General features: G+C 61.8%; 16 protein-coding genes. 10 read left to right on the top strand and 6 right to left on the bottom strand.

The features are described from left to right. Window positions 1–46: 46 nt before the first annotated feature. Window positions 47–1,690: a chaperonin GroEL gene (gene groL / locus O5O48_RS00505; protein WP_269687824.1), complete on the top strand. Its 1,644-nt coding sequence runs from the start codon at window positions 47–49 to the stop codon at window positions 1,688–1,690. Between the two features lie 793 nt (window positions 1,691–2,483). Here groL and fdxA read toward each other — a convergent pair. Together fdxA and mutS are read right to left on the bottom strand one after the other, a co-directional pair. After that, window positions 2,484–2,807, bottom strand: coding sequence for a ferredoxin FdxA (gene fdxA / locus O5O48_RS00500; protein ID WP_088275627.1), 324 nt, complete (start codon window positions 2,805–2,807; stop codon window positions 2,484–2,486). 145 nt (window positions 2,808–2,952) lie between these two features. Further along, window positions 2,953–5,532, bottom strand: coding sequence for a DNA mismatch repair protein MutS (gene mutS, locus O5O48_RS00495; protein WP_269687823.1), 2,580 nt, complete (start codon window positions 5,530–5,532; stop codon window positions 2,953–2,955). Here mutS and O5O48_RS00490 point away from each other — a divergent pair. The 4 genes from O5O48_RS00490 to O5O48_RS00475 all read left to right on the top strand — a co-directional run bounded on the left by O5O48_RS00490 (window position 5,519) and on the right by O5O48_RS00475 (window position 7,900). Further along, window positions 5,519–5,695, top strand: coding sequence for a hypothetical protein (locus O5O48_RS00490; protein WP_228247329.1), 177 nt, complete (start codon window positions 5,519–5,521; stop codon window positions 5,693–5,695). The genes mutS and O5O48_RS00490 overlap by 14 nt on opposite strands. Before the next feature lie 78 nt (window positions 5,696–5,773). Next, window positions 5,774–6,295 carry a CinA family protein gene (locus O5O48_RS00485; protein WP_269687822.1) on the top strand — a complete coding sequence of 174 codons (522 nt, stop codon included), beginning with the start codon at window positions 5,774–5,776 and terminating at the stop codon, window positions 6,293–6,295. Between the two features lie 111 nt (window positions 6,296–6,406). Further along, window positions 6,407–7,444 carry a recombinase RecA gene (gene recA / locus O5O48_RS00480; protein ID WP_088275623.1) on the top strand — a complete coding sequence of 346 codons (1,038 nt, stop codon included), beginning with the start codon at window positions 6,407–6,409 and terminating at the stop codon, window positions 7,442–7,444. A 12-nt stretch (window positions 7,445–7,456) separates the two neighbouring features. Next, window positions 7,457–7,900: a regulatory protein RecX gene (locus O5O48_RS00475; protein ID WP_088275622.1), complete on the top strand. Its 444-nt coding sequence runs from the start codon at window positions 7,457–7,459 to the stop codon at window positions 7,898–7,900. Here O5O48_RS00475 and O5O48_RS00470 read toward each other — a convergent pair. Beyond that, a complete protein-coding gene (locus O5O48_RS00470) occupies window positions 7,860–8,945 on the bottom strand; it encodes an LOG family protein (protein ID WP_228247331.1) in 1,086 nt (361 codons plus the stop codon). The two genes, O5O48_RS00475 and O5O48_RS00470, sit on opposite strands and share 41 nt — an antisense overlap. Before the next feature lie 11 nt (window positions 8,946–8,956). Beyond that, a complete protein-coding gene (locus O5O48_RS00465) occupies window positions 8,957–9,355 on the bottom strand; it encodes a PA3611 family quorum-sensing-regulated virulence factor (protein WP_269687821.1) in 399 nt (132 codons plus the stop codon). Window positions 9,356–9,525: 170 nt separating this feature from the next. Here O5O48_RS00465 and O5O48_RS00460 point away from each other — a divergent pair, with 170 nt between their 5' ends. Continuing rightward, the gene (locus tag O5O48_RS00460) at window positions 9,526–10,209 is read left to right on the top strand and encodes a tRNA-uridine aminocarboxypropyltransferase (RefSeq protein WP_269687820.1); all 684 of its coding nucleotides are present in this window, start codon (window positions 9,526–9,528) and stop codon (window positions 10,207–10,209) included. On the opposite strand, the gene O5O48_RS00455 is transcribed toward O5O48_RS00460, so the two are convergent. Next, window positions 10,203–11,138: a DMT family transporter gene (locus O5O48_RS00455; protein ID WP_434006968.1), complete on the bottom strand. Its 936-nt coding sequence runs from the start codon at window positions 11,136–11,138 to the stop codon at window positions 10,203–10,205. The two genes, O5O48_RS00460 and O5O48_RS00455, sit on opposite strands and share 7 nt — an antisense overlap. A 178-nt stretch (window positions 11,139–11,316) precedes the next feature. Between O5O48_RS00455 and O5O48_RS00450 the strand changes: the two genes are divergently transcribed. The 4 genes from O5O48_RS00450 to O5O48_RS00435 all read left to right on the top strand — a co-directional run bounded on the left by O5O48_RS00450 (window position 11,317) and on the right by O5O48_RS00435 (window position 16,727). Further along, window positions 11,317–11,964: a response regulator gene (locus O5O48_RS00450; RefSeq protein ID WP_269687818.1), complete on the top strand. Its 648-nt coding sequence runs from the start codon at window positions 11,317–11,319 to the stop codon at window positions 11,962–11,964. A gap of 100 nt (window positions 11,965–12,064) precedes the next feature. Beyond that, window positions 12,065–15,562: a hybrid sensor histidine kinase/response regulator gene (locus tag O5O48_RS00445; RefSeq protein WP_269687817.1), complete on the top strand. Its 3,498-nt coding sequence runs from the start codon at window positions 12,065–12,067 to the stop codon at window positions 15,560–15,562. 117 nt (window positions 15,563–15,679) lie between these two features. Beyond that, window positions 15,680–16,411: an AzlC family ABC transporter permease gene (locus tag O5O48_RS00440; protein ID WP_233049205.1), complete on the top strand. Its 732-nt coding sequence runs from the start codon at window positions 15,680–15,682 to the stop codon at window positions 16,409–16,411. After that, window positions 16,398–16,727 carry an AzlD domain-containing protein gene (locus O5O48_RS00435; RefSeq protein WP_228247337.1) on the top strand — a complete coding sequence of 110 codons (330 nt, stop codon included), beginning with the start codon at window positions 16,398–16,400 and terminating at the stop codon, window positions 16,725–16,727. The genes O5O48_RS00440 and O5O48_RS00435 overlap by 14 nt, the downstream gene beginning before the upstream one ends. On the opposite strand, the gene O5O48_RS00430 is transcribed toward O5O48_RS00435, so the two are convergent. Continuing rightward, window positions 16,728–17,954, bottom strand: coding sequence for an MFS transporter (locus O5O48_RS00430; protein WP_088275613.1), 1,227 nt, complete (start codon window positions 17,952–17,954; stop codon window positions 16,728–16,730). Window position 17,955: the final 1 nt, after the last annotated feature.

Genomic DNA, 17,955 nt, shown 5'->3' with positions numbered 1-17,955 from the left:
AGCCACCCTCACACCCCTTAACGAATTCATTTGAAGGAAAGCAAACATGGCTGCAAAAGAAGTTAAATTCGGTATTTCCGGTCGCAACAAGATGCTGGACGGCGTAAACACGCTGGCCAATGCGGTTAAAGCTACCCTGGGTCCGAAGGGCCGTAACGTGCTGATCGAGCGCAGCTTCGGCGCGCCGCTGATCACCAAGGACGGCGTTTCCGTTGCCAAGGAAATCGAGCTGAAAGACAAGTTTGAAAACATGGGCGCGCAACTGGTCAAAGACGTTGCTTCCCGTGCCAACGATGACGCTGGTGACGGTACCACCACTGCTACCGTACTGGCTCAAGCCATCGTTACCGAAGGTCTGAAGGCTGTTGCTGCCGGCATGAACCCGATGGATCTGAAGCGTGGTATCGACAAGGCTACTGCTGCCATCGTTGCCGAGCTGAAGAATCTGGCCAAGCCCTGTGCCGACTCCAAGGCCATCGCCCAGGTAGGCACCATCTCCGCCAACTCTGACGAGTCCGTCGGCAACATCATTGCCGAAGCCATGGACCGCGTTGGTAAAGAAGGCGTCATCACCGTTGAGGAAGGTTCCGGTCTGGAAAACGAACTGTCTGTTGTTGAAGGCATGCAGTTTGACCGCGGCTACCTGTCTCCCTATTTCGTCAACAAGCCGGAAACCATGTCCGCTGATCTGGACAACCCGTACATCCTGCTGGTTGACAAGAAAATCTCCAACATCCGCGAGCTGCTGCCGGTTCTGGAAGCCGTTGCCAAGGCTGGTCGTCCGCTGATGATCGTTGCCGAGGACGTTGAAGGCGAAGCGCTGGCGACTCTGGTTGTCAACAACATGCGCGGGATCGTCAAGGTTGCTGCGGTCAAGGCACCGGGCTTCGGCGATCGTCGCAAGGCCATGCTGCAGGATATCGCTATCCTGACCGGTGGCACCGTGATCAGCGAAGAAGTTGGCCTGAGCCTGGAAACCGCTACTCTGGAGCACCTGGGTCAAGCCAAGAGCGTTCAGATCAACAAGGACAACTCCACCATCGTTGATGGCGCTGGCGCCAAGGCTGATATCGAAGCCCGCGTTAACCAGATCCGCAAGCAGGTCGAGGAAACTACCTCCGAGTACGATCGCGAGAAGCTGCAGGAGCGTCTGGCCAAGCTGGCTGGCGGCGTAGCAGTGATCAAGGTTGGTGCTGCGACCGAAGTGGAAATGAAAGAGAAGAAGCACCGCGTTGAAGACGCGCTGCACGCTACCCGCGCTGCTGTTGAAGAAGGTGTGGTACCTGGCGGCGGCGTTGCCCTGGTTCGCACCCTGGCGGCTATCGAAGGTCTGGCTGGCGACAACGAAGACCAGAACGTCGGTATCAAGCTGCTGCGCCGCGCTGTTGAAGCACCGCTGCGCCAGATCGTCACCAACGCTGGTGAAGAAGCTGCTGTTGTTCTGGAGCGCGTCAAGGCCGGCGAAGGTAACTTCGGTTACAACGCTGCGACTGGCGAGTACGGCGACATGATCGACATGGGCATCCTGGACCCGGCCAAGGTAACCCGCAGCGCGCTGCAGGCTGCTTCCTCGGTCGCCAGTCTGATGATCACCACCGAGGCCATGATTGCCGAGCTGCCGGAAGAGAAGCCGGCCATGCCCGACATGAGCGGCATGGGTGGCATGGGTGGTATGGGCGGCATGATGTAATCAGCCTCCCGGCTAATCCGAAACCCGGCTCGAGAGAGCCGGGTTTTTTTATGTCTCAGCGCAGCGCCATGAGTAGTGCGGATCAGGCGCAGCGTATCCGCCGTTGTGCTCACGAACACCTTTGCTTCCGCCTGCTCCGGGCCTGGCGCCGATGGGGTGGAGACGCCGCAGGCTTACTTCACCGCGTTGCAGCAGCCTTTTACTCCGTTACCCGGCTGGGCAGGCGCGCTTGCCTTGTAAGAGATTTCCTACAAGACGTGTGAGACTTCGCCGCTACTGGGTGTGGGTGGTACGAGTTTTTATCCGTGCTAAAAACAGTAAATGTATGAAATTTAAGGATTTTATTGTTGGCGATATGCCTGTTGTGCTTGCTGGAGGGGGGGTTGCGGGCGATGCCGCATTCGTTAAACTTCACCCAAGCGCAAAGGATGGTGCTACTCGGCAGGGAGCTGAGTCAGGGATTTTCAGGATGATGAAGCCAGGATGGCTGGACACGGAAAGCACATATGGAATAAAGAGTGGGCGGGCTATCCCGCCCCTTTTTTTGCCTGAAATTTGACTCCAAACTCTCAGCCTCACAAGCCGCAAGCCGCAAGCCGCAAGCCTCAAGCCTCAAGCCTCAAGCCAAAACCAAAACCAAAACCAAAACCAAAACCAAAACCAAAGCCGAAAGAACAGGCCCACACTGGTGCCCTTGTAGCTTGTAGCTTGTAGCTTGTAGCTTGTAGCTTCAGGCTTGCAGCAATAAAAAAACCGGCACATGGCCGGTTTTTTTTGCATAGCAGCTAGCTGCTTAGCGCTCCAGATATTGCAGCTTGTCCGGTACGCCATCCCACTCTTCGGCGTCGGGCAGTGCGTCTTTCTTCTCGGTGATGTTCGGCCACACTTCTGCCAGATCGGCGTTCAGTTCGGTGAACTCCTGCATATCCTCCGGTACTTCGTCTTCGGAGAAGATGGCATTGGCCGGGCATTCGGGCTCGCAGAGGGCGCAGTCGATGCACTCGTCCGGGTGAATGACCAGGAAGTTCGGGCCTTCGTAGAAGCAATCGACCGGGCAGACCTCAACGCAATCGGTGTATTTGCACTTGATGCAGTTGTCGGTAACAACAAAGGTCATGGTGAGGTCTCCATTGAATCAGGCTGGCAAAATCTGGCGCGTAGTCTAGCAGTTTTTTTCCGGCGGTACAGAGCACCGCCGGGTTTTGCGCAGATTAAAGCGTAGTTCCAACGCGTTTGATGCAAATGAATATCATTTGCTGAATTTACGCCCACTCGCGTTTGAGCTTGTACAGCAGGTCCAGCGCCTGGCGCGGGCTGAGATCGTCCGGATCCAGTGCCTGGATCTGTTCGATCAGAGGGTGAGGTGCGCTGGCGAACAGATCAGTCTGGAACGGTTGCTCAGTGTTGCCTGCGGGCTTGCTGCCGTGCTGCTCCAGGCTCTGCTGCTCCAGTTGGGCGAGGTGTTCGCGGGCGCGCAGGATGACCGGACGCGGTACACCGGCAAGCTGGGCGACTTGCAGGCCGTAGCTCTGGCTGGCAGGGCCGGGCTGGACGTTATGCAGGAATACGATGCGTTCATTATGTTCGGTGGCGTTCAGGTGCACGTTGGCCACGCCTTCGTCGGTGTCGGCCATGCCGGTCAGCTCGAAGTAGTGCGTGGCAAACAGGGTGAAGGCGCGAACCTTGGCCAGATACTCGGCAGCAGACCAGGCCAGTGACAGGCCGTCGAAGGTGCTGGTGCCGCGGCCGACTTCGTCCATCAGCACCAGACTGGCGCTGGTGGCGTTGTTGAGGATGTTGGCGGTTTCGCTCATTTCGACCATGAAGGTTGAGCGGCCGCCGGCCAGATCGTCACTGGAACCGATGCGGGTGAAGATGCGGTCGACACAGGACAGCTCGACGCCTGCCGCCGGTACAAAGCTGCCGATATGGGCCAGCAGCACGATCAGCGCGGTCTGGCGCATGTAGGTGGATTTACCGCCCATGTTGGGGCCGGTAATCACCAGCATGCGGGTGTCGATGTCCAGGTCCAGATCGTTGGCCACGAAGGGCGTTTCCAGCACCTGCTCGACGACCGGATGACGGCCCTGACTGATCTTCAACTGGCTGCCCTCGATAAAGCGCGGGCGACTGTAATCGAGACTGCCGGCCCTTTCGGCGAGGGTGCAGAGCACATCAATTTCGGCCAGGCTGGCGGCAGTGGTCTGCAGTGCGGCAAGGTCCTCGTTGAGACGGTCGATCAGCTCGTCGTACAGTTGCTTTTCACGAGCCAGGGCGCGGCTGCGGGCCGACAGCGCCTTGTCTTCAAAGGCTTTCAGTTCCGGGGTAATGAAGCGCTCGGCGCCCTTCAGGGTCTGGCGGCGAATATAATCTGCCGGCGCCTGATCGGCCTGGCTGCGCGACAGTTCGATAAAGTAGCCGTGTACCCGGTTGTAGCCGACCTTGAGGGTGCTCAGCCCGGTACGCTCGCGCTCGCGGGTTTCCAGATCAATCAGATACTGGCCTGCGTTCTCGCTGATGTTCTGCAGCTCATCCAGCTCGGCGTCGAAACCGGGCTTGATCACGCCGCCGTCGCGCAGCACCGCGGGCGGGTTGTCGATCACGGCGCGTTCCAGCAGCTCGGCCAGCTCCGGGTAGGTGCGTACCTGCTCGGCCAGATTGCGCAGATGCGGTGTTTCCAGCGCCTGCATGCAATCCTGCAGTGCGGGCAGGGCGGCCAGCGCGTCGCGCAGGCGTGCCAGATCGCGCGGCCGCGCAGAGCGCAGGGCAACCCGGGCAAGGATGCGCTCGATGTCGCCGATGCCCTTGAGCTGCGGCTGAAGGTCGAGGTAGAACTGCTGGTCGAGCAGGGCGCTGATGCTGTCCTGGCGCGCACCCAGGACCTTGAGGTCCCGCAGGGGGCGATTCAGCCACCGCGCCATCAGGCGGCTGCCCATGGCCGTTGCAGTATGGTCGAGTACGTCGAGCAGGGTGTTGTCGCGGCCACCGGACAGGTTCTGGTCGATTTCCAGATTACGGCGGCTGGCGCTGTCGATAATCACGCTGTCTTCAAAACGCTCCTGAGCGATGCTGCGGATGTGCGGCAGGGCGGTGCGCTGGGTTTCCTTGGCATAGCTCAGCAGCGCACCGGCAGCGCCGAGGCCGAGGGTCAGGTCCTGACAGTCGAAGCCGACCAGATCCTTGGTGCCGAATTGCTGGGTGAGGGCCTTGAAGGCGCTGTCCTGATCGAACTCCCAGGGGGCGCGACGACGCACGGCGCGGCGGCGCTCGATTGGCGTGTTGCTTTCCCAGTCATCGGGAATCAACAGCTCGGCCGGTGCCAGACGTTCCAGCTCCCCGAGCAGAGTTTCCCAGCCGCGCAGTTCCATGACCACAAAGCGGCCACTGTTGATGTCGAGCGTAGCCAGGCCAAAGCCGCGCTCGGCGCCCACTAGCGCGGCCAGCAGGTTGTCGCGACGCTCATCGAGCAGCGCTTCATCGCTGACCGTGCCGGGGGTAATGATGCGGGCAACCTGGCGCTCGACCGGGCCCTTGCTGGTGGCCGGATCGCCAACCTGCTCACAGATGACAACCGACTCGCCCAGCTTGACCAGCTTGGCCAGATAGCCCTCGGCGGCATGGAACGGGATGCCGGCCATCGGAATCGGTTGGCCGCCGGACTGGCCCCTTGCGGTCAGGGTGATATCGAGCAGACGGGCGGCTTTTTTCGCGTCGTCGTAGAACAGTTCGTAAAAGTCACCCATGCGGTAGAACAGGAGCTGTTCGGGATGCTGCTGCTTGATGCTGAAGTACTGCTGCATCATCGGCGTGTGGGCGGAGGATTCGGTTTTGCTCTTTTTCATCAATGACTCGAAATATGCGGCAAAGGCGGTGTCACCGGGCGCGATGGATGCGCTGAGGGCGGTGGCTGAGACGCCGTTTCAGGTTGGCGCAAAGGGTATCACGTCGCTGGTGGCTGCTGCAGTGCTGCCGGCGACTCCGGCAGCAGGAACCCGAGGCGGCTGAATGTGGTCGCAGGGTATTCGCAGGCAGCGCGCCAACTGGCATGCTGTTGCCTGATATCCGTTCGTACAGGAGTGAACCATGTCGCATTATGACCCGCTGATCGACTCTGCCGCTGCGAGGCTTGGCAAAGTGCTGGAACAGCAGGGACTGCAGGTCAGCACCGCTGAGTCCTGCACGGGCGGAGGGATTGCCGAGGCAATAACCCGGGTGGCTGGCAGTTCGCGCTGGTTCGAGACCGGATTCGTCACCTACGCCAACGCCAGCAAAAGCCGTTGGCTTGGGGTGAACGCAGAGGTGATCGAGGCTCATGGCGCGGTCAGCGAGCCGGTGGTCAGAGCGATGGCGTCCGGAGCCAGGGAGGCTGCCGGGGCGGCGATGGCGGTTGCGGTCAGCGGTATTGCCGGCCCTGATGGCGGCAGTGCAGAGAAGCCGGTCGGGACCGTCTGGTTTGGCTGGGCCCTGGCCGACGGCAGCGTCGTCAGCGAGTGCAAGCGTTTCCAGGGCGGACGCCGAGAGGTGCGCGCCCAGACGGTGCTGCACGCTCTGGAACGGCTGGTCAAAGAGGCGCACAAGCAGCCTGCGAACCGGTTGTCAGTCTGAGTGAAATCGGGGGTAGGCGGGCCATTTTTTCTGTGGAATAATACTGACCAAATATACAGTAGTTGATCGGTCGGTCGCCGCGGTGCCCGCCCCAAGCCAAGAGGATGCGAAATGGACGAGAACAAAAAGAAGGCGCTGTCGGCTGCCTTGAGCCAGATTGAACGTCAGTTTGGCAAGGGCGCGGTAATGCGCATGGGTGATCACGAGCGCCAGGCCATTCCGGCCATCTCCACCGGCTCGCTCGGTCTGGATATCGCCCTCGGTATCGGCGGCCTGCCCAAGGGCCGTATTGTTGAAATCTACGGGCCGGAGTCCTCCGGTAAAACCACGCTGACCCTGTCGGTTATTGCCCAGGCGCAGAAGCACGGTGCAACCTGCGCCTTCGTTGATGCCGAGCACGCGCTGGACCCGGAGTATGCCGGCAAGCTGGGTGTCAACGTGGATGACCTGCTGGTGTCGCAGCCCGATACCGGTGAGCAGGCACTGGAAATCACCGACATGCTGGTGCGCTCCAATGCGGTTGACGTGATCATCGTCGACTCGGTGGCAGCGCTGGTGCCCAAGGCCGAAATCGAAGGCGAGATGGGTGATCACCACGTCGGTGTGCAGGCCCGTCTGATGTCCCAGGCGCTGCGCAAGATCACCGGTAACATCAAGAACGCCAACTGCCTGGTGATCTTCATCAACCAGATCCGCATGAAGATTGGCGTCATGTTCGGCAACCCGGAAACCACCACCGGTGGTAACGCGCTCAAGTTCTACTCTTCTGTGCGTCTGGACATTCGCCGTACCGGCGCGGTCAAGGAAGGCGACGAGGTTGTCGGCAGCGAGACCCGCGTCAAAGTCGTGAAAAACAAGGTGGCTCCGCCGTTCCGTCAGGCTGAATTCCAGATTCTGTACGGTACCGGCATCTACCACAACGCCGAGATCATCGATCTGGGCGTGCAGATTGGTCTGGTTGAGAAATCCGGCGCCTGGTACAGCTATCAGGGCAACAAGATCGGTCAGGGCAAGGCCAATGCAGCCAAGTTCCTGCAGGATAACCAGCAGATCGCGGATGAAATCGAGAAGGCCATCCGTGACCAGTTGCTGGCCAAGCCGGGCAAGGCCAAGGCGGAGGCTGAAGCCGATGCCGAGCTGGAAGGCTAAGAGCCGGGTTTGATGCGCCCGCGTACCGCGCTGGACAGTCCGGCAGCGATCCGTCGCTCCGCGATGGACCTGCTGGCGCGGCGTGAGCACAGCTACAGCGAGTTGTTGCGCAAGCTGCGCCAGCGAGGTGCGGCAACCGATGCGGCAGAGATTGAGCTGGACCGTCTGGTCGAAGATGGCCTGCTCAGCGATGCGCGTTTCTGTGAAGCCTATCTGTATGCTCGCAGCCAGCGCGGCTACGGGCCTGCTCGTCTGAAAGAAGAGCTGCGCCAGCGCGGTGTGGCCGAGGCGCTGGTTGAACGGACCCTTGCAGAGTTCGATCAGGACTGGACGGCACTGGCTCAGCGGGTGTTTGCCAAGCGCTTTCCGGAAGGCCGGGCGTCAGACCCGGCCGAGCGCAGCAAACAGCTTCGGTTTATGCAGTACCGGGGCTTTGGTAGTTTTCAGGCTGATTGACGAAGTCGATCAGTGTCCTCAGACCACCCTGGTCTCGTTCGTTGAAGTCAAAGCACAGACGGGTAAGCTCGCCCAGCTCCGGCTCATCGCTCTCCTGATCGCAGACACCCTGTTGCACAAAACCGCCTGATTTGCAGATATGGCCGAACCGGTCGTCCAGTTGGGCGAGTGCCTGCGCGGTCAGTGGTCGGTTCAGGCGCAGCATGTACTGGTCGTCTACACGTCGAGACGAGTGATAGTTGCTGTAGAAGTCGAGCACCACCTGCATTGCCTGTGCGGGGGATGAACACGGTGTCAGCAGGTTGATGTCGTCAGGCTTGATGTAGTGATTGTCGATCAGCTGGCTGCGAACAAACTGCAAAAAGGCCTGCCAGTACTGCCCGTCAGGCTGGTCCAGCAGGATGATGGGCACCATCGGGCTCTTGCCGGTCTGCACCAGCGTCAGCACCTCAAGCGCTTCATCCAGTGTGCCGAATCCGCCGGGACAGAGAATCAGCGCGTCCGCTTCCTTGACGAAGAACAACTTGCGCAGGAAAAAGAACCCGAATGACAGGTCGTGGCTGGTGCCATGCACTATGTTATTGGAGCGTTGCTCGAAGGGCAGGGTGATATTGAAGCCCAGGCTGTGATCCAGGCCGGCGCCCTCGTGGGTGGCGGTCATGATGCCGCCGCCGGCACCGGTGATGGCCATGTAATCGTTGGCGGCTAGCTCTTCGCCCATGGCTCTGGCAAGCGCATACAGGGGATGATCAATCGGGGTTCGCGCCGAGCCGAAAACGGTTACCTTGCGGCGACGCTTGAAGATTTCCATGCGCGAAAAGGCCTGCTCCATTTCGCGAATGGTGTGCAGCATGATCTTCGCGTCCCAGCGGTTACGATCCGCCTGGGCCATGCGAATCACGTCGAGCAGCATGTCCCGGTAGAGCGGTGCGTTTTCGCTTTCGGCGGCGCAGAGTTGAATGAGTTCGTCGACCTTGGCCGGGATCTCGCTGCTGCCGGTTTGCCAGTGACGGCTGAGATAGTCCGCCGGGTCGTTGTCTTGCATCGGGCGGGGCCTCACAGGGTCTGGCAGTGGTCGGCAATAAAGCTCTGGGTTAGCACCGGTTGGGCACTCTCCTTGAGCACGAAGTGATAGGTCAGCGTTGCGCCCATGTCGAGCAGACGGCGAAAACGCAGGTCTGTGCAGACGCTCGATTGCAGCTGGCTACGGATAAGCAGCGGGTCCTCCTGCATGCGCTGGGCGTATTCCGGGTCTACCGCCAGACGGTTGATCAGTTCATCGCCCTTGGCGCTGAAGCCCAAGTCGGTGATGTTGCTGTTGATTTCTCGCGGGGTGTTTTCGCTGCTCTGGGCGGCAACCTGTTGCAGGGTTTCCGTCAGGCGAATATCACGCAGGGAGGCTGCTTGAATGGGGGCCGCCAGACTGGCGGCGAGAAGCAGAGGTATCCAGCGCATTATATTTCTCCAGATCAGATCATCATGATGCTGCGACTTCCCTTTCAGACCACGACCCCGGCAACTGGTTCGCAGTCAATAGCACGCGGCAGGTGCATCCTTCGCCGGCAGCGAATCGGGTAGAATGCTGGCATTGTGATGCAGCAGCTGTCCAGCCTGAGGAAATGAGGATGTCGGAGAAGCCCGCCCATGCGGTCAACCGTCTGCGCGAGGAGGCCGTGGCGCGATCCACCCGTCCGTTCAAGGCGAGGGGGGCGCGGGTGCAGCGGTGCCCGGGCTGCCAGCTGGCGCGCTGGGCGTGTATCTGTGCCGAGCGTCCGCAGCTGGATTGCGCCATCAGCTTCTGTCTGATCATGCATGCCTATGAGCCGCTCAAGCCGACCAACACCGGGCGACTGATTGCCGATTGTGTGCCCGATACCCACGCCTTTGTCTGGGCGCGTACCGACGTTGACCCGGCATTGCTGGCGTTGCTGGCCGATCCGCAGTATCAGCCCTATGTGGTATTCCCTGGCGAATATGCTCAGCCGGACCAGCGGGTCTGTGCGGCGATTGAGCCTGAACCCGGGCGTCGCCCGCTGCTGATCATTCTGGATGCGACCTGGACCCAGGCGCGCAAGATGTTTCGCAAGAGCCCCTATCTGGCCGACCTGCCGATTTTGAGTCTGCATACTGAACGGCTGTCGCGCTACCGGTTGCGTCGTTCCAGTCGCGACGATCATCTATGCACCGTCGAAGTCGCTGCCGCCTGTCTGGCGTTGGCCGCAGAGGACGTTGCCGCCCGGCAGCTCGATGACTATTTCGATCTGTTCAGCCGGGGCTATATGGATTCCTGTCGCCGCCGGCCTCAGTGATGGCCGGCGGGTTCCTGTTGCACGGCAACCGTCGCCTGCTTGCGCCGATCCAGATAGATCGGCACCAACTGCGCGGTCAGCATGCCCGCCAGCATCAATGCACAACCCAGCAGACCGCGGGCAGTCAGGGTTTCACCGAGGATCAGCCAGCCGGCCAGGGCGGCGAATACCGCTTCCAGGCTGAGGATGATGGCCGCGTGTGAGGTGATTGCATCCTTTTGCGCGACGACCTGCAGGGTAAATGCCACACCAACAGCCAGAATCCCGCCATAGAGAATGGCCGGCAAAGCGTCACGGACAGCCGCAAGACTGATGGGCTCAAAGATCAGGGCGAGGGTGAGGCTGACGACCGCGCACACCATAAATTGAATAAACGACACCAGGATCGGGTCGTAGCGGCTGGCCAGGGCGCCTACCAGCAGCACATGGACTGCCCAGAAGCAGGCTCCGACCAGCTGCAGCCAGTCACCGGGGGCGACCGTAAATTCCGCCGTCACGCTCAGCAGCACCATGCCGATCAGGGCCATGACGGCGCCGGCCCAGGTACCGCGATGGGTACGCATGCCGATAAACAGACCAAACACCGGCACCAGAATAACGTACAGTCCGGTGATGAATCCCGAGTTGGTCACGGTGGTGAACATCAGGCCAATTTGCTGCAGGTTGATACCCAGCGTCAGCACCGCGCCCAGCGCAATGCTGCCAAGCAGCATCGGCTTGCTCAGCCGTGCGGGGGTGTCGGGTTTGGCGGGCTTGCGCAGCAGCCAGATCAACGGCATGACGGTGGCCGCGCCGAGCAGGAAACGCAGGCCCGTGTACAGAAAGGGGCCAATATGGTCCATGCCCAGGCGCTGGGCCACAAAGGTACTACCCCAGATCAGGGCAGTGATCAGCATCAGGACATCGGCACGGTAATGGCGCAGGTTCATGCTATCGAGCTCGGCAGGCAAAACCGCCATTATCCTCACTATGGCGGTATTGCTGCCAGATACAGCTGCCTGCGCAGACTGTACCGGTACAACATGGCATTGACTGAAACGCCGCTGGCTGGCAGTCTCAGCGTGCTTGACTCAGCCAATAACAAAAATGACTGCCAGGACGCTTAGCATGGGTCTCACCTACGACATCTTGATTGCCGATGATCACCCCCTGTTTCGCAGTGCGTTGCGCCAGGCCCTGCGCGATGGCTTGGGCGACACCATCAGCCTGAGCGAGGTAGGCAGCATCAGCGAGCTGCAACAGCGTCTGGCCGAACGAGCCGACTGGGATCTTGTACTGCTGGACCTCAACATGCCCGGCGCCTACGGCTTCTCCGGGCTGGCTCAGATGCGTGGTCAGTACCCGCAGATTCCCGTGATCCTTATTTCAGCCCAGGAAGAACCGACCATTGCCCGCCGTGCGCGTGATTTCGGTGCCAGCGGGTTTATCCCCAAGTCCGCCAGTCTCGAAGCCATCCAGGCTGCGGTGCAGTCTGTGCTCGATGGCAGCGTGTGCTGGCCGCCGGGTATCGACAATCCGCCCGGCATGAGCGACGAGCAGCAGCAGATCAGCGAGCGGGTCGCCAGCCTCACCCCGCAACAGTTTCGCGTGCTGACCATGGTCTGTGATGGCCTGCTGAACAAGCAGATCGCCTACGAGCTGGACGTGTCCGAGGCCACCGTCAAGGCGCACGTCACCGCCATCTTCCGCAAACTCAACGTCCGTACCCGCACCCAGGCTGCGCTTGTGCTGCAGCAGATGGAACTGGCCAGCTAGAGCGTCGCCGAATGCCGGCTACGACGGAAGTCGGCTGGGCAAAGCCGTTTGGCACTGTCAGACTGAAGGTTGTGACACTGTTGCGGGTTGAGCGCGCCTCATGATGCTTTCCGGTGGGCTGGTAGCCTTCATATTTCTGCTGTACATGGCCTTGCTGTTTGTTATTGCCTTTTGGGGTGATCGCAACGCGAGTGTGCTCAAGCCGCGCCTGAGGGTCTGGGTCTACAGCCTGTCGCTGGCCGTCTGGTGTACCAGTTGGACCTTCTTCGGTTCGGTCGGCATGGCGACCGACCAGCTCTGGGGCTTTTTGCCTATCTACCTGGGGCCGTTGCTGCTGTTTCTGTTTGGCTGGCGCCTTTATGCGCGGATGATTGCGATCAGCAAGCAGGAAAATATTACCTCCATCGCCGACTTTATCGCCTCGCGCTACGGCAAGTCGCAAAGCCTGGGCGTTGTCGTCTCGCTGCTGTGCCTGGTTGCCGTGCTGCCGTATATCGCGCTGCAACTCAAGGGTATCGTGCTGGGCTACAGCCTGCTTACCGGCGGCGGAACCGAAGCGGCAACGCCATTGAATGCGTTCGGCGCGGAAGATACCGCGCTGGCCGTCACCCTGGTTCTGGCATTGTTTACCGTGCTGTTCGGGACCCGCAGCCTGGATGTGACGGAGCACCACCGAGGCATGATGCTGGCGATTGCCTTTGAGGCGCTGGTCAAGCTGCTGGCGTTTCTGGCGGTCGGGCTGTTTGTGGTGTTTGGGCTGTTCGGCGGCGCAGCAGACCTGATTACTCAGGCGCGCGCCGAGCCGGTGCTGGAGAGCTACTGGCAGCGCGATACGCCGGTCATCGGCATTCTGCTGCAAACCTCCATTGCGATTTTCGCCTTCATCTGCCTGCCCCGGCAGTTCCAGGTTGCTGTAGTGGAAAACAGCGAGCCGGGTGATCTGCGTCTGGCACGCTGGGTTTTCCCTGTTTACCTGCTGCTGGCCGGCCTCTTTGTGGTGCCCATCGCTTTGGCTGGTCAGATGCTGCTCGGCGACGGCATGTCGCCCGATTCCTACGTCATCAGTCTGCCGTTGCTGCAGGGCAATCCGGTGCTGGCCATGGCTGCCTTCCTGGGGGGTGCCTCGGCGGCATCCGGCATGGTGATCGTGGCGGCGATCGCGCTCAGCACCATGGTGTCGAACGATGTGGTATTGCCGATCCTGCTGCGCAACCGCGTCGGCGCCGAGCATTCCTACGAGCGTTTTCGTGGCTGGCTGCTGAACGTCCGGCGCACCAGCATTCTGATTATTCTGCTGCTGGCCTATGTGGTTTACCGCTTGATCGGCAGCGAGACCAGTCTGGCCAGCATCGGCCAGGTCGCGTTTGCCGCTATCGGCCAGTTGGCGCCGGCGATGTTTGGCGCGCTGTTCTGGAAGCAGGCCAACCGCACCGGCGTGCTGGCGGGGCTGCTGGTCGGGATCGTGCTGTGGCTGTATCTGCTGGTGTTGCCGCTGGTAGGGGCCGGCTTGCATTGGCATACCGGCCAGCTGCCGATGATCGAAGCGGTGCGGACCGCCGCCGCGAGCTGGGGCGTGGATGCGCTGACGCTGGCCAGCGTGGTGTCACTGGTATGCAACTTTCTGGTCTTTGTTGCCGGCTCGCTGTTCAGCCGGACGCGTGTGCTGGAACACTGGCAGGCCAGCCGCTTTGTCAGCCAGGACAGCGAGCCCTGGATTGACGGGCCCGGCAAGGTGCTGCTGCGGGTGCGGGTCGACGACCTGCTGGAGCTGGCCTCGCGTTTTGTTGGAGAGGAGCGCGCCGAGGCGGCGTTCAATCATTATGCCCAGCGCCAGGGTGGCAGCCTGCATGGCAGCCAGACTGCAGACTCCGGCTGGATTACCCTGACCGAGCGCCTGCTGGCCGGCGTACTGGGTGCGTCGTCGGCGCGGCTGGTGGTGAAGGCAGCGATTGAAGGGCGCGACATGCAGTTTGACGATGTGGTGCGCATCGTCGATGAAGCCTCCGAGGTGCTGCAATTCAACCGGGGCCTGCTGCAGGGTGCGATCGAGAACATCAGTCAGGGGATCAGCGTGGTTGATAAATCCCTGCGGCTGGTGGCCTGGAATCGCCGTTATCTGGAAATGTTCCAGTACCCGGAAGGGTTGATTGCCATCGGTCGTCCGATTGCCGACATCATTCTGCACAACGCCCGGCGCGGGTTGTGCGGGCCCGGTGACCCGCAACTGCACGTCGACAAGCGCATCGCCTGGATGCAGCAGGGTACGCCGCATCGCTCCGAGCGCATGTTCCCAGACGGCAGCGTCATCGAGATCATCGGCAACCCGATGCCCGGTGGCGGCTTCGTCATGAGCTTCACCGACATCTCCGCCTTCCGCGAAGCCGAGCGGGCGTTGCAGGAAGCGAACGAGAGTCTGGAGCGGCGGGTGGACGAGCGCACCCGCGAGCTGTCCCAGCTCAACCAGGCACTGCTGCAGGCGCAGGCCCAGACCGAGCGGGCCAGTCAGTCCAAGAGTCGATTCCTGACTGCCGTCAGCCATGACCTGATGCAGCCGCTCAATGCCGCGCGTCTGTTCTCCGCCTCGCTGGCCCATCAGTCCGACATGCCGCCGGAGGTGGAAGAGCTGGTGCGCCATCTGGACAGCTCGCTGGCGTCTGCCGAGGAGCTGATTTCCGATCTGCTCGATATTTCCCGTCTCGAAGCCGGGCGCATCGTGCCGGAGCTGGGTGATTTTGCCCTCAGTGAGCTGTTTGACCCGCTGCGCATTGAGTTCAGCGCGCTGGCAGTCGAGCAGGGTATTGATCTGCGCATTCACAGCAGCCGGCTGCGGGTGCGCAGCGACATGCGCCTGCTGCGCCGGGTGCTGCAGAACTTCCTGACCAACGCCTTCCGCTATGCCAGTGCTGCGCGGGTGGTGCTGGGTGTGCGCCATCTGCACGGCGCGGTACGGATTGAGGTCTGGGATCAGGGGCCGGGCATTCCGCAGGACAAATTGCAGCTGATCTTTGAAGAGTTTCAGCGACTCGACAGTCACCGTACCCAGGCCGAAAAGGGGCTGGGCCTGGGGTTGGCCATTGCCGACGGTCTGTGCCGGGTACTCGGGCACGAGCTGAGCGTGCGTTCCTGGCCGGGGCACGGCAGTGTGTTCAGCGTTACCGTGCCGCTGGCGAGCATGCCGCGGGCAGTGCGCAGCCGGACGGCCAAGCCCGAGCTGCCACCGCAGTTCGACGGCGCGCCGGTACTGTGTATAGACAATGAGAGCAGCATTCTGGCCGGCATGCAGAGCCTGCTCGGGCGCTGGCAGTGCCGCGTCGCAGTCGCGCGCGACCGGCAGGAAGTTCGGCAATTGCTCGATCAGGGCTTCGTCCCGGAGCTGGTGCTGGTTGATTACCACCTCGATGATGGCGATACCGGCACTCAGCTGATGCTGTGGCTGCGCGACCTGCTTGATGCCGACCTGCCCGGCGTAGTGATCAGTGCCGATGGCCGCCAGGATGTGCTCAGTGAAATCTCGCTGGCAGGCCTGTCGTATCTGCCCAAGCCGGTCAAGCCGGCGGCGCTGCGGGCGCTGATCAGCAGGCATATTGCGCTCGCCTAGCGGCAACCATAACAGTTTGCCGGATGTTGTTTTCTAGCTGTATCTGTCCTGTCGCCCGGCGGCGGACTAGGCTGCACATCTATATATTCTGATACTGCCCGGCCCGTCTTTACGCCCATGTCTGCCAAAACCAGCGCGTTGCTCTGCGGCGCGCGCGATACCGTTCCCATGCTGATCGGCGCGACGCCGTTCGGTGTCATCTTCGGCACGCTGGCTGTTGCCAGCGGCCTCTCGCTGCCTGCCACCCTGCTGATGTCGGCGCTGGTCTTCGCCGGCTCAGCCCAGTTTATTGCCGTGAGCCTGATCGCCAGCGGCGCCGGGCTGGTTGTGCTGCTGCTGACGACCTTTATCGTCAATCTGCGGCATGCGCTCTACAGCGCCAGCCTGATGAGCCATGTCAGTCACCTGTCCCAGCGCTGGAAGATTCCGCTGGCGTTCTGGTTGACCGACGAGAGTTTTGCCGTGGTCCAGCGGCACTATCTGGATCCGCAGATCCCGCTGGAGAACAAGCACTGGTACTACCTCGGCTCGTGTCTGGCGATGTACGGCAACTGGTTCCTGTGCACGCTGGTGGGGGCTTTGCTGGGCAACGCGCTGCCCGGTATGGCCGGCTGGGGCCTGGACTTTGCCATGGTCGCGACCTTCACCGGGATCGTCGTGCCGCTGCTGCGCACCCGGCCCATGCTGCTGGCCGCCGTCGTGGCAGGGCTGGTGGCGCTGGTTGCCTACGATCTGCCGTGGAAGCTGGGCTTGATGCTGGCAGCGCTTTGCGGCGTCAGCGCCGGCGTGCTGGCCGAACGCTGGAGCGCGGCAGCCTCCGTACGGGAGGTGGGCAATGAGTCAGTTTGAAGCGGTACTGCTGCTGGGCATGGGCGTGATCACCTTCGCCATTCGCTACACCCTGTTTGCGGTGGGTCATCGGGTGCGCTTCAGTCCGCTGGTGCAGCAGGCGCTCGGCTATGTGCCGGTCGCGGTCCTGACGGCGATCATTGTTCCGGCTGTCGTCATGCCCGACGGCAACAGCCTGCAGCTGACGCTGGACAACGCCTACCTGGTCGGTGGCGTGGTCGCCGTGCTGATTGCTGCGTTCAGTCGCAACCTGCTGCTGACCATCTTCGGCAGCATGCTGGTGTTCTTCCTCTGGCGCTGGTGGCTGGCGGGCTGACTACCACAGCGAGGCGCGACGGCTGCTGAGGGCGACCAGCATCAGCGCCAGCGCGGCGCAGGAAATGATGCTGGCAAAGCCCAGCACCGTCGGCGCGAAGCCGATCATGTCGCTGACAAAGCCAACGCCCAGCACCACCGACGCCATGGTCAGGTAGGCCATCAGGTAAAACGCCGAGTTGATCCCGCCGCGCTGATCGGCCGGTGCGCTGTTGCTGATCGAGGCAATACCCACCACGCCGGTCGCGCCCGCGCCGCTGGCCGTTGCCAGTGTGGCGAGGGTAAACATCCAGGGCGAGCTGTAGACCACGGCCGCAGCCATCACGCCGAGACCGATGATCAGTGTGGACGGGCCAACCAGCAGCAGGCGATCCAGTGGCTGACGCTTGCAGGCAAACTGGCTTACCCCGGCCATCAGCTGCCAGCCGGCGGCGAACAGGCCGGCCTTGGTGCGATCATCGATGCCGACCAGCTTGGTCGCCAGTGAGGGGCCGAGCGAGGCATACAGGCTGCCGGTGGACCAGGCCAGACAGATCGCCGCGGCAGCGAAGATAAACGCTCCGAGCATCTCCCGCGGCACCTTGATAGTGGTCGGCCGCCAGGCGCGCCAGCGAAAGTCCGGGTGGCGCTGGCCGATATCGGCCGGCCAGGGGGCGAGCAGCAGCAGGGCGACCGTCAGGCCACCAAGGGCCAGGGTTACCGCAAACGGCCAGGTCAGCGCTGCATCGCCCAGCCCGAGCATCAGCGAGCTGACGGTCGGGCCGGCAAAGGCGCCAAGGGTAAAGAACAGCGCCGACAGGGTGGCGGCGCGGGTCCAGTTGCCGTCCGGTTCCAGTTCGACCAGTGCGGCCGAGGAGGCGCCGGTCACGATCCCGGTGCCGATACCGGTCAGCACCCGGGCGATACCCAGCCCATAGATATCGCGCGCCAGGATAAACATTACCGCACCGGCCAGAATGAACAGCAGCCCCGGCACCATCATCTGGCGACGACCAATCTTGTCCGACAGTGAGCCCAGGGTTAGCAGGGTGGTCACCACCCCGAGGACATAGATCGAGAAGACAGCGGTCAGCGCCGTGGAGGAAAAGCCCATCTTCGCCTGCCAGACGGCGTACAGCGGGGTGGGCACGTTGCTCGCGAAGATGGTGGTGAAAATCGCCATCAGGGCAGCGATCATCGCCACACGGCGACTCGACGCGGCGCTGCTGGCTGGCGATTGACCTGACATG

This window comes from Halopseudomonas sp. MFKK-1 (assembly GCF_027474385.1).
Taxonomy (GTDB): Bacteria; Pseudomonadota; Gammaproteobacteria; order Pseudomonadales; family Pseudomonadaceae; genus Halopseudomonas; species Halopseudomonas aestusnigri.
This window is presented reverse-complemented; position numbering and strand designations above follow the sequence as displayed.